Consider the following 20,130-nt stretch of genomic DNA (forward strand, 5'->3'; position numbering starts at 1 on the left):
ATACCTAATAATTAATCACTCACTTCAAAAATAGCTTCTACCTCAACCGCCCAATCAGATGGTAATTGCATTCCAACAGCTGACCTAGCATGCATTCCTTTTTCTTCAAATACATTTATAAAGAATTCGCTTGCTCCATTAATAACTGAAGATGTATTATTGAATTTTTCGCCACAGTTTACCATACCAAATACTTTTACAACTTTTGAAATTGATTCTATATCACAAACAGATCCTGCAGCTCTTATACAGTTAAATGCACATATTTCAGCTGCTTTTTTGGCCTCCTCCATATTAATTTCTGAACCTACTTTACCTTGTATTTTGTAGTCTTCCCAAAAAGGTACTTGACCAGATGTAAACACTAAATTTCCAACTCTAACAGCAGAATTAAAAGGAAAACCTTCTGGCTTTAATGGTGCTGGAGAGTAAGCATATCCAAGCTCTTTTAATTTTTTAATAATCATTTTTGTTCTATTTTATGTTATATGCTACAATGCATGAAAGTTATTTTACAATAAAAATAATAGTTGTTTAAGCAATAATTAATCATTTATTAAATGTTTAAGTTTATTTTAATTGACCCACAAACAAAACTTTAAAGAAATTATTAAACTACGAATTAATAGATTGAAATAAAATTGCATTAGTGACTGCGATAGGAGTCGAACCTACAACCGCTGGAGCCGAAATCCAGTGCTCTATCCAATTGAGCTACGCAGCCATAATTTTACATTAATTTTGACTTAACAATAGTAGATATTGTTTTACCATCAGCTTGTCCTGCAAGTTGTTTACTTACCATTCCCATGACTTTACCCATGTCTTTCATTCCACTTGCTCCAACATTTTTTATAACTTGAACCACTATCTTTTCGATGTCTTCTTCGCTCATAGCTTCAGGGAGAAATTGCGCAATTACCTCTGCTTCAGCCAACTCAGGAGCTGCTAAATCCTCACGACCTTGCTCAATGAAAATAGCTGCACTATCCTTACGTTGTTTTACTTGCTTTTGAAGTAATTTTAGCTCTTGCTCTTCTGTAAGTTCACTAGCAGCTCCACTTTCTGTTTTTGCTAATAAAATAGCTGATTTTACTGCTCTTAAAGCTGTTAATGCTGTTTGATTTTTTGCTTTCATAGCCTCTTTCATAGAAACCATAATTTGGTCTTGTAAACTCATAAAATAATAATTTTGATGTTGCGAAGATACTAAAAAGTAAGCAGCAAGTACTTAATATAAAGCAAATGAAAAACCCTAAAAACTTGAGGGAAATTTTTAGGGTTTTTGAAGTAAATACTAAAATAAGTGCTATTAATTAATCGACATTGTCATGTAAAAAAGAATTGTTACTTCTTAATTGAATATCATCATTATCATCTAAACCAACAGACATTCTTGAAGCGTTACTCTCAGATGAATGTTGTACTTCATTTAAATCAACTCCTTGCCTTTTATAAGCTGGTTCTTTTTCGATATCGTCAATTTTTGAGTTTTTAAACTTATAATTAAACTCTTTCATTTTTTTTCGACGTTCGCTAGCTCGTTCTTTTAAAAGTTGTGAAATTGGACTGTTAAGAGGATCTAATTCATCCCCTAAATCTTCTTCTTGAGTCTCTTCTTGAATTACTTTCTTTTCGAATACGATGTCTTCTTCTATTTCTAAGACAACTTCTTGTTGTTGCTCTTTTTCGTTTAAAGCAGATTCTACAACAATATAATCATCTAAAGCATAACGCTTTTCTCCTTCTTCATTTGCCTCAGTTACTGGAATTAACTCTACATAATCGTTAACTGATATGTCTTTAACTTCCTCGTCTAGCTCAAAAGTAATTTTCTCGTTTGCTTTAGGAGTTTCTTCTATTTCTTTCTCTTCTTTTGAAGATAATGGAAGATCAAAGGTGAGCATTATTTGCTCTTCTTGCACAGATTCTTCTTCAATAGTTTCCTCTATTTTTACTTCATTTATTATAAACTCTGTTTCGTTAACATTAGCAAGTACCTCATCATACACTACGTCAATATTCTTAATAATTTCGGTTGTTGGAATTAAGGTCATGTTTGTATCAACTTCATCTTCTTCTTCCATCAAAGTATGAACCACTTTTCCTTCCTTAACTTCTTTTTCCAAAATGATATCAGGAGTAATAATAGCAGGGTCTTTTTCTTTAGACAAATCCTGCTCCATAGACTTATCTTCTTCTAAAGAATGTATGACCTTTTTCGCTTCAGTATTAGAAATTTCATTTTGTTGTTCTACATTAAAGCCAGTTGCAATGATTGTTACCGAAATGGCTTCGCCTAAATCGTCGTCTTCACCAACTCCCATAATAATATTCGCGCCATAACCAGCTTCGGCTTGAATATGATCATTTATTTCTCCAATCTCGTCAATAGTGATTTCCTGTGAACCAGAAACGATAAGCAACAATACGTTTTTAGCTCCTGTAATTTTATTATCATTTAACAATGGGGAATCTAGAGCTTTCATTATTGCTTCTTGTGCACGATTAGAACCTGAAGCATTTGAAGATCCCATAATTGCAGTACCACTATTACTTAACACTGTTTTGGCATCACGTAAATCGATATTTTGTGTGTAATGGTGTGTAATTACTTCGGCAATACCTCTAGATGCCGTTGACAATACTTCATCTGCCTTTGAGAAACCTGCTTTGAAACCTAAATTACCATAAACCTCTCTTAATTTATTGTTATTAATAACCACAAGCGAATCTACATGAGCTCTAAGGGTTTCAACCCCTTTTTGCGCTTGAGCATTACGAATTTTACCTTCGAACTGAAAAGGCATAGTTACAATACCTACGGTTAAAATACCTAGCTCTTTGGCCATTTTTGCAATTATAGGCGCAGCTCCTGTTCCTGTTCCACCTCCCATTCCAGCAGTTATAAATACCATTTTTGTATTGGTATCTAACATACACTTAATATCTTCTAAGCTTTCAACAGCTGCTTGCTCTCCAATTTCAGGATTTGCTCCTGCCCCTAATCCTTCGGTTAGACTCACGCCTAATTGAATTTTATTTGGGACTCCGCTGTTGTTTAGGGCTTGCGCATCTGTATTACAAATTACAAAATCCACACCTTTAATTCCTTGTTGGAACATGTGGTTGATAGCATTGCTACCTCCACCTCCAACACCAATTACTTTAATGACGTTGGATTGATTTTTTGGTAAGTCGAATGTAATGTCCCCAATGTCTTTGTTGCTACTCATAAAATTAGTTTTACTGGTTTTTCTTTAGTTTACTCAGCGTTATCTAAAAAATCTTTAACGCGTTCGGTTAATTTATCTAGAAAAGTTTTTCGTTCTTTTCTAGGTTGTTCAATGGTTTGTTCTTGTTCGTTTTCTTCTAATTCTTCATTTGCTTCAAGGGCAGCTTCTGCAGCACTTTCTGCTCTTTTCTTATCTTGACGTTTTAGTCCATCCATTACTAATCCAACTGCTGTTGCAAATAATGGACTTGTTACTTCATCATCACTATTTCCTGCCAAGTGTTCGTTAGGATATCCTATTCTGGTATCCATTCCTGTAATATATTCTACCAACTGCTTTAAGTGCTTTAATTGGCTTCCTCCTCCAGTTAAAACGATGCCAGCAATAAGTTTCTTTTTTTGTTCTTCATGACCGTAGTTTTTAATTTCAACATATACTTGTTCAATAATTTCTACGACCCTTGCATGAATAATTTTAGAAAGGTTTTTTAAAGTGATTTCTTTTGGTTCTCTACCTCTTAAGCCTGGAATAGATACTATTTCGTTGTCTTTATTTTCTCCTGGCCATGCCGAACCAAATTTTATTTTAAGTAATTCGGCTTGTTTTTCTATAATTGAGCAACCTTCCTTGATATCTTCTGTAATGACATTTCCTCCAAAAGGAATGACTGCTGTATGGCGAATAATTCCATCTCTAAAAATGGCTAAATCCGTGGTTCCTCCTCCTATATCAATTAATGCTACTCCTGCATCTTTTTCATCTTCACTTAATACCGCATTAGCTGAAGCTAAAGGCTCAAGTGTAATACCTTCAAGCTCTAATCCTGCGCTTTTTACACAACGTCCAATATTTCTAATTGAGGATACCTGACCAACAACTACATGGAAATTTGCTTCTAGTCTGCCACCATACATGCCTATTGGCTCTTTTATTTCGGCTTGCCCATCAACTTTATACTCTTGTGGCAATACATGGATAATTTCCTCTCCAGGTAACATTACCAATTTGTGTACTTGGTTGATTAATCGATCTATATCATCTTCGTCAATTACTACTTCTGAATTTTCTCTGGTTATATAGTCACTATGTTGAAGACTTCTAATATGTTGTCCTGCAATACCTACTGTTACCTCATTAATTTTCATGCCTGAAGCAGCCTCAGCTTCTTGTACTGCTTGTTGTATTGATTGGGTAGTTTGTGTAATATTATTTACTACTCCTCGATGAACACCTAAACTCTTAGCTTTGCCTATTCCAAGAATTTCCATCTTCCCATACTCATTCTTGCGTCCAATCATTGCCACAATTTTTGTGGTTCCGATATCAAGTCCAACTGAAATATTATTGTTCTCCTCCATATTTTACTTTTTAGTACATACAACTTGATTATCAAACTGCAAATTCACAATGCTATAGTTAGTTAGTTCATTATCTTTTTTTGCCTTTTGATAAAATGCTTTCAAATTGTTTATCTTTTTCTCCAGATTATCTAGATTACCTAACCATATTTCAAAATCAAATGCTCTTGTTTTCAAAACAAATGTTTCGTTTTCCTTTTGATGTATTTCCACAACATGCATTTTTAAAAATGCATCGTTAAAAACTTTTTCAGCTAGTTTATATACTTTTTCTAGTTTATTTTTTTTTACATGGCCTGTTACTAAAGGCACACGCGCTGAATGAAACGTAGATAAAGGCATAAACGTGCCTTCATCATCTATGTAATATGACACATTTGTGCTTACTCTAGCAATTGGTTTTCGCTGTAAAACATCAGCTCTAACCTCTCCATTTACAGTAAGATGCACTTCTGCGGTTTTGATCATTGGATTAGATTTTAGGACATTTTCTAATTCATTCAAATCTAAAATTTCTTTAGTCATATTTGATAGGCTGTTAACTTTTTGTATTAACAATTTATTAACCGATGCTTCTGTCATGAATAAATTATTATCACCTAGAAAATTCACCTTAATATCTTCTATTCTTCTTTCTCTATTTCTAAATGAAGAAAACACAAATACAAAGCTCACTAAAGCTATTAATAAAAGTCCTTTTATGTAATTCCAATTAACTTGCAATACTCAATTGTTCTTTAATTTTATCTACTTCAACTCCTATATCTCCAGCACCAAGAGTAACTACTATTTGAGCATTACTCTTTTTAATCTCTAAAGCAATATTTTTTTTCTCAATCAAAGCTTTGTTTTGATTGTTAATTTTGCTTAGTAACCAACTTGAGGTTACACCATCTATAGGCATTTCTCTTGCTGGATAAATATCTAGCAACAACACCTTATCAAATTGTGATAAACTTGCTGCAAATTCATCTATAAAATCTCTTGTGCGACTGAATAAATGTGGCTGAAAAACCACTACTACTTCTTTGTTAGGATACATTTCTCTAACCGCTTGATGAACCGCATTTATTTCTTCTGGATGATGTGCATAATCATCAATATAAACAAGGCTGTTTGTTTTAATTTTGTATGTAAACCTGCGTTTAACACCTTTAAAAGATGCTAATGCACTGACAAGGCTATAAGGAGCGCAACCGAATTCTATAGCCATTGCCAGTGCTATTAATGCATTCGACAAATTATGTCTACCTGGTAGGTTAAATAAAATATCTTTAATATGTTGGCTAGGTGTTTTTACATCAAACACATAGCTTCCGTTTTCAATTCTAATGTTTGTGGCATAGTAATCTGCTTTTTCGTCAACAGCATAAGTAATGCCTTTAAGCGGAAGTCCTTTTTTTACAAACAACTTTCCGTTTGGTTTTATTTTTTTAGAGAAATCTTTAAATGATTCTTCTAGAGCTTCTTTCTTTTCATAAATATCTAAATGGTCGGCATCCATTGAAGTAATGCAAGCCAAATTTGGGGACAAGGTTAAAAAAGAACGGTCAAATTCATCAGCTTCTACAACTGACACCTTGCTTCCTTTTAAAATAAGATTGGAATTGTAATTTTCTGAAATCCCACCTAAAAATGCTGTCACCTCCACACCACACTCTGCTAACAAATGACCTAAAATACTTGATGTAGTAGTTTTACCATGAGTTCCTGCAACAGCTAAACAAAATGTATTTTGAGTTATTAAACCTAAAACTTTGGAGCGCTTTAAAATTTGAAACCCGTTTTCTTTAAAATAGTGTAACTCACTATGAGCTTCTGGAATAGCTGGCGTGTAAACCACAAGCGTTTTTTCAGCATTTAAAAAGTTTTTAGATACATTATCTATACTATCTTTAAAATGGACTTCTATTCCTAGAGCTTCTAACTCATTAGTTAGCTCTGTTTGTGTTTTATCGTAACCAGCAACTTGCTTTCCATTAGCTACAAAATATCTTGCAAGCGCGCTCATACCAATGCCACCAATGCCAATAAAATAGATATTATGTACGCTATTTAAATTCATTTAACACTTAATAGTTTTTCTACTTCGTCTGCTATATCTTTTGTTGCACTTATTAATGCCAATTCTTTAATATTCCTTCCTAACTCGTCTTGCTTCTCTTTTGAGTTGGCTATTTGTGAAAACTTATTCTCAAAATCCACATCGAGATCTTCTTCTTTAATTAATACTGCTCCGTTTTTTTCAACAATAGCATTAGCATTTTTAGTTTGATGATCTTCTGCTACATTAGGAGATGGTATAAAGATGACTGGTTTACCTACGATACATAACTCTGACACTGAGCTTGCCCCAGCTCTAGAAATAATAATATCTGCAGCAGCGTAAGCCATGTCCATTCTATTTAAAAATGTATGAACTTGTACATCTTTAATATCATCATAAATTTTATATGCTTGATAATACAGCTTTCCGCATTGCCAAATAATTTGAACATTTTGCTCTTGAAAAAAATCAAGTTCTTTTACTATTAACTCGTTAATTCGTTTAGCTCCTAAACTTCCACCTAAAACAAGTAGTGTAATTTTATTGTGCTTTAAACCAAAAAAATCTTTAGCTTCAATAGATTTATTATCTAAACTGAGTAAATCTTGCCTTACTGGATTCCCTGTTTTTACAATTTTTTCTTTTGGAAAAAATCGTTCCAAACCATCGTATGCCACACAAATTTTGTTAGCTTTTTTAGACAGTATTTTATTGGTAATTCCAGGGTAAGAATTTTGTTCTTGTATTAAACTTGGAATTCCTTTAGAAATAGCGACTTGTAAAAGTGGACCACTAGCAAAACCTCCTGTACCTATTACCACATCTGGCTTAAATTGTTTAATTATTTTTTGAGATCTTAATAAACTAGCAATTAGTTTAAAAGGGAATGATAGGTTTTTTAAAGTCAATTTTCTTTGAATCCCCGAAATCCATAACCCTTCAATGTCGTATCCTGCTTGTGGTACTTTTTCCATTTCCATTTTATCTTTTGCTCCAACAAATAAAAATTCAGCATTAGGGAAACGCTGCTTTAGCTCGTTAGCAATTGAAATGGCAGGATAAATATGTCCTCCTGTTCCTCCTCCAGATAATATTATTTTATAATTACTCATTTAAATGGTTTCACTTAAAATTTCAAGCGGATTGTCTTCTCTTTCCTTTTGTTCTTTAATTTCTTGTCTTCTTGCACTTACACTAAGAATAATTCCAATCGCCAAACAGGTTATCCAAATAGACGTTCCTCCACTACTTATTAATGGCAATGTTTGTCCTGTTACAGGAAATAATTCTACTGCAACAGCCATATTTATTAATGCTTGGAATACTATAGGAATTCCAACACCTATTACTAAGAGTTTTCCAAAAATGGTGTCGGCTTTATGGGATGCTATTACTATTCTAAAAAGCAGTAACAAGTATAGTGTCATTAAAAATAGTCCGCCAATTAAACCATATTCTTCGATGATAATTGCAAAAATAAAATCGGATGACGATTGTGGTAAAAAATTCTTTTGAATACTTTTTCCTGGACCAACACCCTTAATGTATCCTGATGCGATTGCTATTTTTGCCTTTTCTATTTGATAATCTGCTTCGGTATCTTCACCATTAGCAAAATTTTCTATTCTACTTGCCCAAGTATCAATACGATTTGGCATAGCGTCTGGAAATGCTTTTGCAATTAAAATAAATAACGAAAAAGCCACTACACCTGATAGTAAAATTAGCAATAGATATTTAATAGGATAGCCTCCTAAAAAGGCTAATACCATTACCATTGTAAAAATAATAGCTGTAGTTGAAAAATTTGCAGGCAGTATTAAGACCAAAACCAAAAACACTGGCAGCCATAATGGTAAGATTGTTTCCTTAAATGTGACTGTTTTATCCTTAATTTTAGATAAATATCGAGCCACATATACCATTAAAACCACTGAGGCTAAAGTTGATGGTTGAAACGTAAAACCTACTATTGGTACTTTTATCCAACGTCTTGTATTTGTTAAACTTTCGGAGGTTTCAGGTTGAAACATTGTAGCAGCCAACAACACTAAAACTACAGGAATCATAACCATAGAAAGTCCGCGAAAATATCTATATGGCACCTTGTGCACACCATACATTATTGCAAAACCTAGAAATAAATGCACAAAATGTTTAACAAAATAATTAAAGGTATCGCCATCACCACTTATATACGCTAAATTACTTGCAGCGCTATATACAGGAAGAAATGAGAATATTGCAAGTAATGCTGCAATAGCCCAAATTAATCGATCTCCTTTTAAGTTGTTAAACAATAATTGCATTATAGTTTTCTTACTGAATCTTTAAATTGACGACCTCTATCTTCATAACTCTCAAACAAATCAAAACTTGCGCAAGCTGGAGATAACAAAACGTTGTCTCCTGCTTCGGCAATCTTGTAGGCTATTTTAACTGCTTCACTCATAAATTGAGTTTCAACTATAATATCTACCATGTTTTCAAATGTTTCGAAAAGCTTTTTATTATCAACGCCCAAACAAATAATAGCCTTCACATTTTCGTTTACAAACGGAAACAATTGTTTATAATCGTTGCCTTTATCTACGCCTCCAACAATCCAAACGGTTGGCGCTTCCATACTCTCTAAAGCAAAATATGTTGCGTTAACATTAGTTGCTTTTGAATCGTTTATGTATTGTACTTTGTTAATACGTAGCACATTTTCTAAACGATGTTCGGCACCTTGAAAGTTTTCAAGGCTTTCACGTAATGTGTGGTTTCTAATTTTAAGCAAATGTGCAACTGTTGATGCTGCCATTGCGTTTTTAATATTGTGTTTTCCCTCTAAAGCTAAGTTTGCTGTTGACATAATTATTTGGCTATTATCAATTGTTATTTTTATATTATTATTTTCTAAATAAGCTCCTTGTTCCAATTTCTTTGTTAAAGAAAATGGCAATAATGTTGATTGAACAGAATGTGATTTTAGATAACTTGTAATAGCATCATCATCGGCATCATAAATCAAGTAATCATCTTTTGTTTGGTTCATCACTATTCTAAATTTTGAAGCAATATAGTTTTCAAACTTGTAATCGTATCTATCTAAATGATCAGGAGAAATGTTTGTAATAATAGCAATGTGCGGTTTAAATGTTTTTATTCCATCTAATTGAAAACTACTCAACTCTAAAACAAAATGTTCATAATTTGAGTCTAACACTTGCTTTGCAAAACTATCACCTATGTTTCCACCCATGGCTACTTTTAAACCTCCTTGCTTAAGGATGTGATGTGTCCACATACTAGTAGTTGTTTTACCATTGCTTCCTGTGATACCAATAATATTTGCTTTAGTAAATTGTGATGCAAATTCAATCTCGGAAATAATCGAAACATTATTAGCAATTAACTTTTGTACTAAAGTTACTTTATCCGGAATTCCAGGGCTTTTCATTACAACATCAGCATTTAGAATTTTAGATTCTGTATGCCTTCCTTCTTCCCATTCAATCTCATTATGTATAAGAACTTCTTTATATTTCTCTTTTATGCTTCCTTTATCAGAAACAAACACTTTAAATCCTTTCTCCTTCCCTAAAAGTGCTGTACCAACACCACTTTCACCTGCACCTAATATTACCAGCCTTTTCATTAGCGAATTTTTAAGGTCACTATTGAAAGGATGGCTAGCAGAATACCAATAATCCAAAACCGTGTTACAATCTTGCTTTCATGATATCCTGATTTTTGATAATGGTGATGCAAAGGCGACATCTTAAAAATGCGCTTGCCTTCACCAAATTTTTTCTTTGTGTATTTAAAGTAGCTTACTTGCATGACCACCGATAAGTTTTCTGCCAAAAAGATGCCGCATAACAGAGGAATTAACCATTCCTTACGAACTGCAATAGCAATTACAGCTATAATACCTCCAATGGTTAGACTCCCTGTATCACCCATAAACACTTGTGCTGGATAAGTGTTATACCATAAAAACCCAATAAGAGCACCAACAAAAGCCGCGATATAAATAGTAATTTCCTCAACACGTGGTATGTACATAATATTTAGGTAATCTGAAAAAATGATATTACCAGAAACCCAAGCAAAAATTCCAAGTGTCAAAACAATGATTGCTGATGTTCCTGCTGCGAGTCCGTCAATACCATCTGTTAGATTTGCACCATTTGACACTGCTGTAATAATAAAAATAGCAGCTAGAATAAATATTACCCAAGCATAAGGTTTTAAACTAGGGCTTAGCCAAGTAATTAAACTTGCATAATCAAACTCATTTCCTTTTACAAAAGGAATGGTTGTTTTGGTTGATTTAATTTCTTCTTCAAATAATTTTGAAGGTGCAATGTTTGGATTTTCAGCAAGTAATTCCTGCTGTTGAGCGATAGGCAGTTTTTCCTTTATAGTAACATCATCACTAAAATATAATGTTGCACCAACGATAAGGCCCAATCCTACTTGACCCAATATTTTAAACCTACCTTTAAGTCCCTCTTTATCATTTTTGAATTTTTTAATGTAATCATCAATAAATCCAATAATCCCCATCCAAACTGTAGTAATTAATAATAAGATGATATAAATATTATCAAGTTTTGCTAAAAGAAATACAGGAATTAAAGTAGCCAGAATAATGATAATTCCACCCATGGTTGGTGTTCCGGCTTTTTCAGCTTGTCCTTCTAAACCTAAATCTCTAACCGTTTCTCCTACTTGCTTTTTTTGTAAGAATCTTATAATGCGCTTCCCATAAATAGTAGAAATTAACAATGATAAAATTATAGCCATAGCTGCTCTAAAGGATAAAAACCCAAACAAGGATGCTCCAGGAAACTGAAATTCTTTTTCTAAATATTCAAATAAATAATACAGCATCTATTTTTGCAATTGTTTTAAAAATTCTTCAACTATTTTATAATCATCAAAATTGGTTCTCACACCATTTATTTCTTGATATGTCTCGTGCCCTTTTCCAGCTATTAAAATGATATCGTTTGCATTTGCTAACTGACACGCTGTTTTAATTGCTTGATTTCTATCTACTATCGACATTGTTTTTTTAAAGTTTTGTGGCTGTACACCAACTTCCATGTCGTCAATAATTTGTTCAGGATTTTCAGTTCTTGGGTTATCGCTGGTAAAAATGACTTTATCACTTAACGCTGATGCTATATGTGCCATTTTTGGGCGCTTGGTTTTATCTCTATCACCTCCACAACCAACAACCGTTATAAGCGCTTCGTTTTTAGTACGAATACTATTGATGGTTTCCAATACATTTTTTAAAGCATCTGGTGTGTGTGCATAATCAACAATAGCTGTGATTTTTTCGTCTGAAATTAAATACTGAAACCTTCCACTAACACTATCCAATTCACTTATTAGACGAAGAATTTCAACACTTTCTAAACCTAATAAATCTGCTGCTCCATATATTGCCAGCAAATTATAAGCATTAAAATTGCCTATTAATCTTGCCCATACTTCATTGCCGTTGATTTTTAAGAACAAACCATTTAACTGGTTCTCTAAAATTTGAGCTCTATAATCAGCATAGCTTTTTAGAGCGTAGGTATATTTCTTAGAAACTGTATTTTGCAGCATTACTACTCCATTCTTATCATCAATATTAACCAATGAAAATGCTGATTTTGGTAGCTTATCAAAGAATGACTTTTTTACATCACGATATTCAGCAAAGGTGTCGTGATAGTCTAAATGATCATGAGTAAGATTGGTGAAAATTCCGCCTTCAAAATGAAGCCCCTCAGTACGTGATTGATGAATACCATGAGAACTTACTTCCATGAAGCAAAACTCAACGCCTTCATCATTCATTTCACTTAAATACTTATTTATAGTTAACGAATCTGGAGTTGTGTGTGTGGCTTTATATTCTTTTTCATCCACTAAAATTTTCACTGTAGATAATAAGCCTACTTTATAACCAGCTTTCTTAAAAAGCTGATATAATAATGATGCAATTGTAGTTTTACCGTTAGTTCCAGTAACTCCAACCAAACGTAAATTCTCGGATGGCACTCCGTAATAATTAGATGCCATTATTGCTAATGCTTTTGATGTGTTATCAACTTTTACATACGTAACACCTTCAATCGTAATTTCAGGAATTTGTTCACAAACAACAGTATTAACACCTTTTTCTATGACTTGTTCAATAAAATCATGACCATCTACCACTGTTCCTTTTATTGCTACAAATGCATCATTTTTAGACACTTTTCTTGAATCGAACTGAATGTTGTTTATAGACACACTAGTATCTCCCACAACAACATCGAGGGTTACTTTATACAGTATGTTTTTTAACTCCATCATGATAATTCCAGAACTATTGTTTGTTTTGGTTTTAATTTTGATCCAGATGTGACAGATTGCTTCACCACTTTTCCCATACCTTGCAATCGTACTTTCATTCCCATATTTTCCAGTAACACCAAGGCGTCCATTGCTGGCATTCCTTTTAAGTCTGGCATTATTGTTTTATAGGTCTTAGCTACATCATAATAAGTCTCATAACTTCTTTCTACCGACACATGCTTTTCTTCTAAATCTTCAATAGCATCAATTATTGGTGTATCTGTATATATTTTTTGAGCAATTTTTTTAAAAACAGGACCAGATACATCAGCACCATAATAACCTACACTTACATCTGGTTTATGAATAACTACAATGCATGAGTATTTAGGGTTTTCCGCAGGAAAATACCCTGTAAAAGATGATATATAGCGCTTATTCTCATCCCAATCCGGCATCCAATATTCGGTTTGCGCTGTTCCAGTTTTTCCAGCCATTGAAAAATTTTCGGCGTACAATCCATTTCCTGTGCCATGTTCTTTTTCAACAACATTTGTTAACAGTTTTTGCAACTTGGCTACCGTTTCTTTAGAGCAAATATTTTTATTAATGACTTGTTTATCAAAAAATTCTATTGTATTTCCAAACTCTTTTACTTCTCTCAAAAATCGAGGTCTAACCATTTCACCATCATTAGCAATAGCATTATAAAATGTTAAAGCTTGTAATGGCGTTACTTTTACATTATAACCGTAAGCCATCCACTCTAAGGCAATACCACTCCACAGTCCATTTTTAATTCTTGGATCAGGAATCACAGGCTTTCCTTCGCCGATTATTGGTAAATCCAAAGTATTTTGCAGATTCATATCATACAAACCATCTACAAATTTTTTGGGATTATCTTTATAGCTATTATGAATTGCCTTTACAATACCTGTATTTGAAGACACCTCAAATGCTTTTGCTACAGAGATTTTACCATAACCCCCTCTTTTAGAATCCCTAACTTTTTTTCCATAAAATGTTAAAATGCCATTTTCGGTATCAACAACAGTAGAGGTATCAACTACCTTATCTTCCAAAGCTACTGCCAACGCCATAAGCTTAAATGTAGATCCTGGTTCGTGCGATTCACCAACAGCATAGTTTAAACGCTCATAATATTTGCCTTTAGTATTTCTTCCAAGGTTTGATATAGCTTTAATTTCACCTGTTTTGGTTTCCATAACCACTACTGTGCCATGATCTGCCTTGTATTTTTCTAATTGCTCTAGTAAAGCATGATGTGCGATATCTTGAATATTTACATCAATAGTTGTATAAACATCGTAACCATCTTGTGGCTCAACTTCGTTAGCATCACTTACAGGTTTCCATTGTCCTTTTCCAATTTGCTGCTTTAATCGTCTGCCATTAGCACCACGTAAATATTGTTCTCCAAAAGCACCATCTATTCCAGCTCTAGTCACATTACCATCTTCATCAAATCTTTCATATCCTATTGAGCGTTCAGCAATACCACCCATTGGATGCTCTCGCTTTGTTTTTTGCTCCACAATCAACCCTCCCTTAAATGCTCCTAAATTGAGCATAGGAAACCCTCTAAATCTTAAATATTCAGAATACCCAAGATTTCGAGCCAATAAAAAGTATCTATTTTTATCTTGTCTTGCCTTTCTGATTGCTTTTTGATAATGACCAGACGTTTTTCCATGAAATTTTGCAAGCGAATCACATAAAGGCTTTAAGTATTTTTTGAAATTTTTAGCAGTAGGTGTTAATGCATCAATCCTAATGTCATACTTAGGAACTGAAGTTGCCAATAAGCTTCCATCAGCCGAATACACATTACCTCTGTTAGCTGGAATATCAACCGTTTTTAAAGTTCTTTTCTCAGCCAAACCTCTATATTGCTCTCCTTGTACAAACTGAATATTAACAAGTTTAAACACCACTAGTAGAGCGAAGATGAACATACATCCTGCTACAAAATACAATCGTTTTAATATGTTCTTCTCGGTTACTGCCAAAATTGAACTTTTAATCTTGTGATTTAACTTTTATCTTTTTTGGTGGCTCTGCAGAAGGCAACACCCCTTTATTTGCTAGTTTTTGCCTAATGGTAGATTCCATTTTTAACTCCATATGTGTTTTCTTGACCTCAGCCATTATAGACTTATACGCTTTAACCTCCTCATTAAGTCTTGCAATTTCATGCACTTTTCTATCTGCACTATGCGAGCTTGCAATCATCACAACAGCCAAAAACGACAAGAAGATGATCATTCGCCAATTTTTAAACGAATCATCACTTACTAAAAAAGTTCCTTTTAATATGTTATAAAACTTCTTTTTTGCCATTAGATCTTTTCTGCTATTCTAAGTTTAGCACTTCTTGCTCTGTTATTTATTTCTATTTCTTCTTGTGTTGGCACAATTAACTTTCCTATTCTCTTTAAAGGCACCTCAAAATTCCCAAACACATCTTTTTCCGGTTCCCCTTCAAACATCCCATTTCTAATAAATCGTTTTACCAATCTATCCTCGAGTGAGTGATAAGAGATAAAACTTAAACGACCTCCTGGATTTAATAATTCTGGAACTTGTGTTAAAAATTCCTTTAAAGCCTCAATCTCTTGATTCACTTCTATTCTTATAGCTTGATAGATTTGGGCTAGAATTTTATTTTCCTTTCTTGGTGGTAAATATTTTTTCAATACGTTTTTAAGCTGCTCTGTTGTTTCTATTTGACCTTGCTTTCTCTCTGCTACAATTGTTCTTGCCAACCCTGGAGCTTGTCTTAACTCACCATATTCCCAGAATATTTTCCGCAAAACCACTTCATCATATTCATTGATTACATGAAATGCTGACAACTCATCTTGCTGATTCATTCGCATATCTAGCTTTGCATCAAAACGAATTGAAAACCCACGACCTGCTTCATCAAATTGATGCGACGACACACCAAAGTCCGCCAAAATCCCATCCACTTTCTTTACGCCATGAAACCTCAGAAACCTCTTGAGATACCTGAAGTTTTCATTTATAAGCGTAAATCTGCTATCAACTATTATATTTAAAAGAGCGTCTTGATCTTGATCAAATGCTATTAACTTTCCTTTGTCACCTAAACGACTTAAAATTTCACGACTATGTCCACCTCCACCGAATGTAACATCGACATAAACACCATCTTCTCTAATATTTAAACCGTCAACTGTTTCCTTTAATAAAACTGGTTTATGATATTCCATCTTCATCTTGACCCATAACTTCTTCAACTAAATCCGCAAAGTCCACAACTGCATCATCAATAGCTTTTTCATAATTCTCTTTATCCCAAATCTCAAGTATATTTCCAACCGAAGACACTACAATGTGTTTTGACATACCTGCAAATGCAATTAAATCTTTTGCCACCAACAACCTCCCTGAAGCATCTAGTTCAATAAATTTCACACCTGCTGTAAAACGACGAATAAAATCGTTATTCTTTTTCTTAAAACGATTTAGCTTGTTTACCTTCTGCATTAAAACTCCCCACTCACTCATTGGATACAATTCCAAACAAGACTGAAATACAGCTCGTTTTAACACAAAACCTTCCTGCATCACACTAGACAACTGCTTTTTAAAAGCAGAAGGCAACATCAATCTTCCTTTTGAGTCGATTTTACATTCGTATGTTCCAATTAGTGAATTCAAGTATTTGCTTACGTATTTGTATATAAGTTCCAAATCTAATAAAAATTTTGCCACTTTTTGCCACTTTTTACCACTTTGTTAATAAATTCCCTCCAAATAGCACTAAATTCGATGAAACACATAAAATTTATCTCTGATTAAAACTGAATATCAATAAGTTAAAGAACATAAAAGTTTAATCAACATTTGCTAATTAGTCATTAAAAACAGATGGTTTTTTTAGGCAGATATTGAATGTTGTCTATTCCTAACTTTTAAAATAAATTTATGTAGATTTGCCAAACAGAGAAACCACGACTATAACATGGCTCATACTTTAAAAAAAGAAGGAGATTACAGCTATATAGAAGCAGGAGAAGGCACACCTATAATCATTCTTCATGGATTAATGGGTGGTTTAAGTAATTTTGATGGCGTTACTGAATTTTTTAGTCAACATAGCTATAAAGTTGTAATTCCGGAACTCCCTATTTATAGTATGTCTTTACTCAAAACCAATGTTAAAAGTTTTGCAAAATACCTAAAGGAATTTATTGACTTTAAAGGCTACAATGATGTTATTTTGTTAGGCAACTCTTTAGGTGGTCATATTGGGTTATATCATACCAAAATGTTTCATGAAAAAGTTAAAGCTTTGGTCATAACTGGAAGTTCAGGGCTTTACGAAAGCGCTATGGGAAGTGGCTACACCAAACGTAGTGATTACGAAGTTATAAAGAAAAAAGCACAAGACGTTTTTTATGATCCTGCAGTAGCTACTAAAGAGATTGTAGATGAAGTTTACGCTACGGTAAATGATCGAAATAAGCTTATTAAAACATTAGCTATTGCAAAAAGTGCCATACGACATAATATGGCTAAAGACTTGCCAAAAATGCACACACCAACATGTATCATTTGGGGCAAAAACGACACTGTAACACCTCCTGAAGTTGCTGTAGAATTTCATAACTTATTACCAGACTCAGACCTATTTTGGATTGATAAATGCGGTCACGCTGCCATGATGGAGCATCCAGATACTTTTAACAAGCTTCTTTTTGATTGGTTGAAAAAAAGAGAATTCTAAATTTTTAGAAATGCACATAAAGTCTGCTGAATTTATAGTTAGTAACCAAGATGTTGCTAAATGTCCAAACAATAATATTCCTGAATATGCATTTATTGGCAGAAGTAATGTTGGCAAGTCTTCATTAATAAACATGCTCACTGAACGAAAAAGCTTAGCTAAAACATCAGGAAGACCTGGAAAAACACAACTTATAAATCATTTCCTCATTAACAAAAATTGGTATTTGGTTGATTTACCTGGATATGGTTATGCAAGGGTTTCTAAATCAACAAAAAAAGTATTTCAAAAATTTATTACTACGTATTTTGAAAAACGCAAACAACTTGTATCTGCTTTTGTATTAGTAGATATAAGGCATGACCCTCAGCCTATTGATTTAGAATTTATGCAGTGGCTAGGAGAACACATGATTCCGTTTTCAATTATTTTTACAAAAGCTGATAAATTAAAACCCAAGGCTATTGAAAACCATATAGAGTCATATAAAAATATTCTTTTAGAAACTTGGGAAGAGATGCCTAATTACTTCATTACCTCTGCTTCTAAAAAAATTGGGCGAGATGAATTATTAGCATACATTGACTCAATAAACAATAATTTAAACAAACATTAATTTTCTTTAAAAACTTGCTGTATTGGCTGTCCTGTACTTCCATTTGGCAGACTAATTCCTAATATCGAAGATATGGTTGGCGCAATATCAATAATTCTGGTATAGGCCATTGTACTACCATTACTTATTCCATTCCCATAAAAAAGCAATGGTACATGTGTATCATAATTAAATCCGCTACCATGAGTTGAACCTGTAACACTATATGATATAGTTGCTGGATCGTTCACATAAATTACATCTCCAGAGCGTTTTTGATTGAAACCATTTTGAATTAATTTTTCAATTCCAGAACTGTAAGACATATTTGTCATAGCATAAGCAGTATAAGCCTTATCGACTCCATTGTAAGTAATAATTTCGTTAACAATTGCATCTTGTATCTCGTGCAAATCTAAGCCAAGTTCTTTTATTTTCATTCTGTTTAAAAACACTTGATTGTTACTTATGCTTTCTATTAATTCGTCAGAATTGTACTTAGCATTTAAAAAGGCTTTAAATTTTGCTCTTGTTTCAGTTGAATTTACATAACCTGCTGGAATTTTTACACTTTTTAAATACGAAGGCACATGCACTGCTCCATGATCTGCTGTTAAAAAAACGATATAATTTCCTTCGCCAACTTTTTCATCTAATGCGTTAAATAAACGCTCTAAATCTTTATCTAAACGTAGATAAGTATCTTGTACTTCTTTAGAATTAACTCCAAAATTATGACCGACATAGTCTGTACTAGAAAAACTTATTGCTAATACATCTGTAATATTGTCTTTTCCTAATTGTTCGCCATCTATAGCTGCCATAGCAAAATCTGCCACAATACTATTTCCATAAGGTGTAGACTTGAGAATGTCGAAACCTCCATTTTTGGCACTTAAAACTTTTAAGTCATAAGGAAATGTTGCAGTTTTCTTTCCTTTAAATCCACCTTCAAAATCATTTAAATCACTACCACTTTCAACATAAGTTGAAATATCATAAAGTGTATTCCACACTTTCATATACTTTGAAACACTATTACTCTTATTATATGTTTTTACCCAGTTAGGTAAGTCAGTCATATAAAACGTACTAGATATAAAATTACCTTCTAATTTTCCTTGAAACCAATATGCAGCATTAGCCGTATGTCCTACTGGTAAGATTGCACCTCTGTCCTTAATAGAAATTCCAATAGATTTCCCTCTCATTTGCGTAAACAATCTATTTTCATCTGCAAAAGTGGTCGTTTTCATTCTTTGCGGTGACATTTGTCCAGATGTATCTTCAGTTCCAACTGAAGCAACGGTATCATCACCTGCACAATACACATACTTTTTACTTACTTTATCGTACCAACTATTAGAAATTACTCCATGATATTTAGGTGTTGTTCCTGTATATACCGAAGCATGTCCTGGCCCTGTATAAGTAGGCACATAATTAAAATGATTGTTCTTACAATTAAATCCATCGTTAATCATTCTCATAAACCCACCATCTCCAAACTTATCTTGAAACCTTGTTAAATACTCATATCGCATTTGGTCAACTACAATCCCAACAACTAGTTTTGTTTTAGTTTTATGGGTAACGATTTTTTCATTCCTATTTGTTTGTACTTGCGCAACACTTGAAACACTTAACGTAACACTCAATATAAATAACAGGCAATTCTTCATTTTAAATTATTTTATCAAAGTATCAAAAATACGTTTTTTAATAATTCTTATGTTTATTAGGCGTTAAATAATGATTGTATTTTTTACTTTAGCGGTAACAAA

The 20,130-nt window shown here is 33.2% G+C and carries 18 protein-coding genes and 1 tRNA gene; 2 read left to right on the forward strand and 17 right to left on the reverse strand.

Going from position 1 to position 20,130, the window contains the following annotated elements:
* Positions 1-11: 11 nt before the first annotated feature.
* From E5167_RS07485 to mraZ, 16 genes are all read right to left on the reverse strand, one after another.
* Entirely contained in the window at positions 12-467 is a 456-nt protein-coding gene (locus E5167_RS07485) for a RidA family protein (RefSeq protein ID WP_136842673.1), read from the reverse strand.
* 183 nt (positions 468-650) lie between these two features.
* A tRNA-Arg gene (locus E5167_RS07490) sits at positions 651-724 on the reverse strand.
* Positions 725-730: 6 nt separating this feature from the next.
* Positions 731-1,180, reverse strand: coding sequence for a GatB/YqeY domain-containing protein (locus E5167_RS07495; protein WP_136842675.1), 450 nt, complete (start codon positions 1,178-1,180; stop codon positions 731-733).
* Positions 1,181-1,316: 136 nt separating this feature from the next.
* Positions 1,317-3,236, reverse strand: a complete 1,920-nt coding sequence (gene ftsZ, locus E5167_RS07500) for a cell division protein FtsZ (RefSeq protein ID WP_136842676.1) — start codon at positions 3,234-3,236, stop codon at positions 1,317-1,319.
* A gap of 29 nt (positions 3,237-3,265) precedes the next feature.
* Positions 3,266-4,594 carry a cell division protein FtsA gene (ftsA, locus tag E5167_RS07505; protein ID WP_136842679.1) on the reverse strand — a complete coding sequence of 443 codons (1,329 nt, stop codon included), beginning with the start codon at positions 4,592-4,594 and terminating at the stop codon, positions 3,266-3,268.
* Positions 4,595-4,597: 3 nt separating this feature from the next.
* Complete coding sequence (locus E5167_RS07510) at positions 4,598-5,269, reverse strand: cell division protein FtsQ/DivIB (RefSeq protein WP_239021962.1); 672 nt, start codon at positions 5,267-5,269, stop codon at positions 4,598-4,600.
* 37 nt (positions 5,270-5,306) lie between these two features.
* Complete coding sequence (murC, locus tag E5167_RS07515) at positions 5,307-6,659, reverse strand: UDP-N-acetylmuramate--L-alanine ligase (protein ID WP_136842683.1); 1,353 nt, start codon at positions 6,657-6,659, stop codon at positions 5,307-5,309.
* The gene (gene murG, locus E5167_RS07520; RefSeq protein WP_136842685.1) at positions 6,656-7,753 is read right to left on the reverse strand and encodes an undecaprenyldiphospho-muramoylpentapeptide beta-N-acetylglucosaminyltransferase; all 1,098 of its coding nucleotides are present in this window, start codon (positions 7,751-7,753) and stop codon (positions 6,656-6,658) included. The genes murC and murG overlap by 4 nt, the downstream gene beginning before the upstream one ends.
* Complete coding sequence (locus tag E5167_RS07525) at positions 7,754-8,950, reverse strand: FtsW/RodA/SpoVE family cell cycle protein (protein WP_136842687.1); 1,197 nt, start codon at positions 8,948-8,950, stop codon at positions 7,754-7,756.
* The gene (gene murD / locus E5167_RS07530; protein ID WP_136842688.1) at positions 8,950-10,284 is read right to left on the reverse strand and encodes a UDP-N-acetylmuramoyl-L-alanine--D-glutamate ligase; all 1,335 of its coding nucleotides are present in this window, start codon (positions 10,282-10,284) and stop codon (positions 8,950-8,952) included. The genes E5167_RS07525 and murD overlap by 1 nt, the downstream gene beginning before the upstream one ends.
* Positions 10,284-11,525, reverse strand: a complete 1,242-nt coding sequence (gene mraY / locus E5167_RS07535; RefSeq protein WP_136842690.1) for a phospho-N-acetylmuramoyl-pentapeptide-transferase — start codon at positions 11,523-11,525, stop codon at positions 10,284-10,286. Before mraY ends, murD begins: the two co-directional genes overlap by 1 nt.
* On the reverse strand, positions 11,526-12,989 hold the full coding sequence (locus E5167_RS07540; RefSeq protein WP_136842692.1) for a UDP-N-acetylmuramoyl-L-alanyl-D-glutamate--2,6-diaminopimelate ligase: 1,464 nt from the start codon (positions 12,987-12,989) through the stop codon (positions 11,526-11,528).
* Positions 12,986-14,950: a penicillin-binding protein gene (locus E5167_RS07545; protein ID WP_136842779.1), complete on the reverse strand. Its 1,965-nt coding sequence runs from the start codon at positions 14,948-14,950 to the stop codon at positions 12,986-12,988. Before E5167_RS07545 ends, E5167_RS07540 begins: the two co-directional genes overlap by 4 nt.
* A 64-nt stretch (positions 14,951-15,014) precedes the next feature.
* The gene (locus tag E5167_RS07550; RefSeq protein ID WP_136842694.1) at positions 15,015-15,335 is read right to left on the reverse strand and encodes an FtsL-like putative cell division protein; all 321 of its coding nucleotides are present in this window, start codon (positions 15,333-15,335) and stop codon (positions 15,015-15,017) included.
* Entirely contained in the window at positions 15,335-16,231 is an 897-nt protein-coding gene (gene rsmH / locus E5167_RS07555; protein WP_136842696.1) for a 16S rRNA (cytosine(1402)-N(4))-methyltransferase RsmH, read from the reverse strand. The genes E5167_RS07550 and rsmH overlap by 1 nt, the downstream gene beginning before the upstream one ends.
* Positions 16,218-16,682: a division/cell wall cluster transcriptional repressor MraZ gene (mraZ, locus tag E5167_RS07560; protein ID WP_136842697.1), complete on the reverse strand. Its 465-nt coding sequence runs from the start codon at positions 16,680-16,682 to the stop codon at positions 16,218-16,220. Before mraZ ends, rsmH begins: the two co-directional genes overlap by 14 nt.
* 304 nt (positions 16,683-16,986) lie before the next feature.
* Between mraZ and E5167_RS07565 the strand changes: the two genes are divergently transcribed.
* Together E5167_RS07565 and yihA are read left to right on the forward strand one after the other, a co-directional pair.
* Complete coding sequence (locus E5167_RS07565; RefSeq protein ID WP_136842699.1) at positions 16,987-17,751, forward strand: alpha/beta fold hydrolase; 765 nt, start codon at positions 16,987-16,989, stop codon at positions 17,749-17,751.
* Between the two features lie 10 nt (positions 17,752-17,761).
* Positions 17,762-18,367: a ribosome biogenesis GTP-binding protein YihA/YsxC gene (yihA, locus tag E5167_RS07570; RefSeq protein WP_136842701.1), complete on the forward strand. Its 606-nt coding sequence runs from the start codon at positions 17,762-17,764 to the stop codon at positions 18,365-18,367.
* On the opposite strand, the gene pafA is transcribed toward yihA, so the two are convergent.
* Complete coding sequence (gene pafA / locus E5167_RS07575) at positions 18,364-20,028, reverse strand: alkaline phosphatase PafA (RefSeq protein WP_136842703.1); 1,665 nt, start codon at positions 20,026-20,028, stop codon at positions 18,364-18,366. The genes yihA and pafA overlap by 4 nt on opposite strands.
* Positions 20,029-20,130 lie beyond the last annotated feature (102 nt).

The organism is Pontimicrobium aquaticum (assembly GCF_005047595.1).
Classification (GTDB): domain Bacteria; phylum Bacteroidota; class Bacteroidia; order Flavobacteriales; family Flavobacteriaceae; genus Pontimicrobium; species Pontimicrobium aquaticum.

Bases quoted from the DNA above. Each gene is read 5' to 3' on its own strand.
- E5167_RS07485 (WP_136842673.1), bottom strand. From the start codon at position 467: ATGATTATTAAAAAATTAAAAGAGCTTGGATATGCTTACTCTCCAGCA.
- E5167_RS07495 (WP_136842675.1), bottom strand. From the start codon at position 1,180: ATGAGTTTACAAGACCAAATTATGGTTTCTATGAAAGAGGCTATGAAA.
- ftsZ (WP_136842676.1), bottom strand. From the start codon at position 3,236: ATGAGTAGCAACAAAGACATTGGGGACATTACATTCGACTTACCAAAA.
- ftsA (WP_136842679.1), bottom strand. From the start codon at position 4,594: ATGGAGGAGAACAATAATATTTCAGTTGGACTTGATATCGGAACCACA.
- murC (WP_136842683.1), bottom strand. From the start codon at position 6,659: ATGAATTTAAATAGCGTACATAATATCTATTTTATTGGCATTGGTGGC.
- murG (WP_136842685.1), bottom strand. From the start codon at position 7,753: ATGAGTAATTATAAAATAATATTATCTGGAGGAGGAACAGGAGGACAT.
- E5167_RS07525 (WP_136842687.1), bottom strand. From the start codon at position 8,950: ATGCAATTATTGTTTAACAACTTAAAAGGAGATCGATTAATTTGGGCT.
- murD (WP_136842688.1), bottom strand. From the start codon at position 10,284: ATGAAAAGGCTGGTAATATTAGGTGCAGGTGAAAGTGGTGTTGGTACA.
- mraY (WP_136842690.1), bottom strand. From the start codon at position 11,525: ATGCTGTATTATTTATTTGAATATTTAGAAAAAGAATTTCAGTTTCCT.
- E5167_RS07540 (WP_136842692.1), bottom strand. From the start codon at position 12,989: ATGATGGAGTTAAAAAACATACTGTATAAAGTAACCCTCGATGTTGTT.
- E5167_RS07545 (WP_136842779.1), bottom strand. From the start codon at position 14,950: ATGTTCATCTTCGCTCTACTAGTGGTGTTTAAACTTGTTAATATTCAG.
- E5167_RS07550 (WP_136842694.1), bottom strand. From the start codon at position 15,335: ATGGCAAAAAAGAAGTTTTATAACATATTAAAAGGAACTTTTTTAGTA.
- rsmH (WP_136842696.1), bottom strand. From the start codon at position 16,231: ATGGAATATCATAAACCAGTTTTATTAAAGGAAACAGTTGACGGTTTA.
- E5167_RS07565 (WP_136842699.1), top strand. From the start codon at position 16,987: ATGGCTCATACTTTAAAAAAAGAAGGAGATTACAGCTATATAGAAGCA.
- yihA (WP_136842701.1), top strand. From the start codon at position 17,762: ATGCACATAAAGTCTGCTGAATTTATAGTTAGTAACCAAGATGTTGCT.
- pafA (WP_136842703.1), bottom strand. From the start codon at position 20,028: ATGAAGAATTGCCTGTTATTTATATTGAGTGTTACGTTAAGTGTTTCA.